This is a genomic window from Mesorhizobium sp. M7A.F.Ca.CA.004.04.2.1 (genome assembly GCF_004022825.1).
Classification (GTDB): domain Bacteria; phylum Pseudomonadota; class Alphaproteobacteria; order Rhizobiales; family Rhizobiaceae; genus Mesorhizobium.
Window position 1 is genome coordinate 1 of record NZ_RZPH01000941.1, and the last position, 2,357, is coordinate 2,357.

2 protein-coding genes and 1 pseudogene are annotated in these 2,357 nt (G+C 62.2%); 1 reads left to right on the plus strand and 2 read right to left on the minus strand.

What is annotated here, in order from left to right; translation table 11 throughout:
* Positions 1–330 (minus strand): annotated as a pseudogene (locus EN893_RS29505) (hypothetical protein); the annotation flags it as partial.
* Between the two features lie 3 nt (positions 331–333).
* A complete protein-coding gene (locus EN893_RS29510) occupies positions 334–1,446 on the minus strand; it encodes an endonuclease/exonuclease/phosphatase family protein (RefSeq protein ID WP_128362005.1) in 1,113 nt (370 codons plus the stop codon).
* A gap of 189 nt (positions 1,447–1,635) precedes the next feature.
* On the opposite strand from EN893_RS29510, the gene EN893_RS29515 reads away from it, so the two are divergent.
* On the plus strand, positions 1,636–2,196 hold the full coding sequence (locus tag EN893_RS29515) for a BA14K family protein (protein WP_127270702.1): 561 nt from the start codon (positions 1,636–1,638) through the stop codon (positions 2,194–2,196).
* Positions 2,197–2,357: the final 161 nt, after the last annotated feature.

The window sequence follows — 2,357 nt, forward strand, 5'->3', positions numbered from 1 at the left end:
GATCGCCACCAGCGCATTGTCGCCGGCCACCAGCATGGCATGGGCATAGGCATGCTCGGCGCCCGAATTCTCGCGCCGCTTCCGCCACAGCATGAACGTCGAGTAATTGACCGCGTGGCAGCGGCCGACGAGACGGCTGTCGCGGTAGGCAAGTTGCGACAGCAGCACCACCATGCCGTCGAACAGCGCCGGATTGGCGGCGATTTCGTGCTGCCAGTTCTCGGCGATCGCCTCTGCATTGTCCCTTGCGAAAGGGTGCGGACCGGGATCGAGCCGGACGTCGATGTCGTCGACCGGCAGGATGACGTTGCGCGGGAGGTCGAAACTCATGCGTCAGGTCATGTCCAGCGTGATCGCCACTGGGCAATGGTCCGATGCCTTCGGCCGGTCCCAGCCGGCGCGCGGAAACCGCTCGACCTCCTGCCCCGGCGGAAAGATGGTGCGCCAGGGCTGGCCGTTGCGGATGATGTCGGGAACGGCCGTTGCGTTGCTGGCGGCGAGCCCCTTCGACAACAGGATGTAGTCGAGCTGGCACAGATGCGGCTCTTCGGGTCCTCGCGTGTGGTAGAAGCTCCAGCGGTTCATCTCCGGCCGCCTCTCGACGACATTTTCGCAAAAGCCGCCTGCCGTCAGCACGTTGATGCAGGACAGGGCTTCGTCGACCACCTCGAAGCGATAGCCGTCGATCGCATCGCCGGCCACCTTCACGCGCTGGCGATAATCATTCATGTCGCCGCAGATCGCCCAGCTCTTGTCGGCGGCATAGTCCTTGCCGAAGCGCTCCTCGATGATGCGGCGCACGGCCTGCGCTTCGGCGATGCGCACCGGCATCGTCGCCTCGCGCCCGTCGAGCCCGTTGCGCGGCGAGCCCATCGACTTGAAATGCACGAGATAGAGCGTCAGCGGCACGCCGCCCACGGTGATGTCGATCTCCAGGCAGTCGCGCCGGAAAATGCGCTCATTGGCCTGATTGCCCAGTGCCTCGAGTTCCGGCGTGTGCAGCCCGAACTGCTCGTAGGTGACATAGGCATGGCTGGTCATGCGCACGAATTCGATCGGCTGGCCCTGCGCGGTCTCGTTGCGCATCATCACGGCAACGTCGATGCCGCGCGAATCATTGCCCGATGTGGTGTATTTCTGCCGGTAGCCCTGCCCCACCATCTTGAACAAATAGCCGTATTCGAACGCCTTTAACGCCTCGATATTGTCGACTTCCTGCATGCAGATGATGTCGGCGCGGGTGGCAGCGATCGCCAGCGCCGTCAGTTGGCGCGTGTCGTCGGACTGGGCGATGGCGCGGGCCTGCTCCAGGATCCTGTATTCCGCCTCGCTCTGGATATCGAACAGCGCCAGCGTTCGATCCTCGTTGAGCTGGTTGCGATAGCCGGAAAAATCGAACCTGTTCATCAGGTTCTCGACATTGAAGGTGGCAAGGCGCAGCGACATGCCATGACCTTTGCCCGCAAGTGCTTCGGAAAACAAGCGCGCAGGACCACCATCTGAGATCGATTGGTCCTGGGTGCGTTCGCGTCATGGTTGACGGAACCTTTCCGTTCATCCGCCGTTCAGATGCAAACATCCATTGTTGCCCCATTCCTCGGGTGGGCGCGGGGCCTGTAACTCTTGGAGAGTGCAATGAATTCGCTCTTTTCTTCCACGGTCAAATCGGGGCTGATAGCCCTCGGTATCCTTTCCGGCGTCACGGCACCGTCCGCCGCCGGACCGATCATGCAGCCGGATCTGTCGATACCCACCAGCACGGCGGCGCCGAATGTCACGCCTGTCCGCGACAGCTGGGCGGGCGGCAACAACCGTCAGTTCAACAATGATTGGAGATGGCGCCGGTCGGGCAACTGGAACGGCGGCCGTCGACACTGGCAGGGCGGCGGCGGTCACTGGAATGGCGGAGACAACTGGCGTTGGCGCCATGGTCGCCATCACTATCGCGGCGGCCGTTATTACGATGATGGCGCGAGTGCCGCGATCCTGGGCCTTGGCCTGGGGCTCGGCCTCGGCAGCATGTACAACAATTACGACTACTACGATCGGCCGGCGCCGCGCCGCTACTACCGCGCGGGACGGCTTTCGAGCGCCCATGTCCAATGGTGCTACAACCGCTACCGGTCGTACCGGGCCTACGACAACACCTTCCAGCCCTACAACGGCCCGCGCCAGCAGTGCTACTCACCCTATTGAGCTGACCTGTAGCTGAGCTGACCGACAGAATGAAAAACGGCGCCACTTGGCGCCGTTCAGACTGCTGACAAACCCCGTCGATTTTCGGCGGGGTTTTTTGTTATGTGATTGAAGTGTCTTGGACTGTTTGTGTCAGGAGATTTTGACAAGAGGCATTGAGC

Bases quoted from the DNA above. Each gene is read 5' to 3' on its own strand.
- EN893_RS29510 (WP_128362005.1), bottom strand. From the start codon at position 1,446: ATGTCGCTGCGCCTTGCCACCTTCAATGTCGAGAACCTGATGAACAGG.
- EN893_RS29515 (WP_127270702.1), top strand. From the start codon at position 1,636: ATGAATTCGCTCTTTTCTTCCACGGTCAAATCGGGGCTGATAGCCCTC.